Origin of the sequence: Roseburia inulinivorans DSM 16841 (assembly GCF_000174195.1) — a bacterium.
In the GTDB taxonomy this organism is placed as follows: Bacteria; Bacillota; Clostridia; order Lachnospirales; family Lachnospiraceae; genus Roseburia; species Roseburia inulinivorans.
Genome location: NZ_ACFY01000070.1, coordinates 1 through 559 on the forward strand (window position 1 = coordinate 1; position 559 = coordinate 559).

Sequence of the window (559 nt, forward strand, 5' to 3'; positions counted from 1 at the left end):
ATATGTCGAACTTTGCTCCTGCCGAGATGCCGAATGTAGATAAGATTACAATTCCGTTGGGGCGTGCGGGTATTTATTTCAATAATGACTGGATTAGTCTGACCTCACTGTTCAGTTACATTGCCAAGACTAACAACAACTCTACCTTGAATCTGATTAATCCGAATAATGATAAGGATATTAAGGCGGCCGCATTGAGTTATGATATTGAAACAATAGGGTGGACGACGGATGCGGTGGTGAAACCTTTCAAAGGATTTGATTTCCACTTCCTGTTCACTTACCAAAGCCCGAAGTATAAGAAGTATGAAACGGGAGTGACCTTTAGTGACGGGACAACATCGGGTATCAATGCCACCGGCAATATCGTTACCGAAATTCCGAAGGTGCTGATTGAACTGGACCCTAGTTACAACATTACCAAAGACTTGAAGGTATGGGCCAGTTTCCGTTACTTCAGCAAGACGTATGCAAATATTAAAAATGCCTATTATTTCAACGGCCGTTGGGAAACATTCGGTGGAATAAACTGGAATGTGAACAAACATTTGTCCTTAAG

The 559-nt window shown here is 41.9% G+C and carries 1 protein-coding gene; it reads left to right on the top strand.

Annotation, left to right across the window (positions count from 1 at the left end):
- Window positions 1-559 (top strand): hypothetical protein (locus ROSEINA2194_RS07965; RefSeq protein ID WP_007885406.1); only part of this gene is annotated, 559 nt, incomplete at both ends.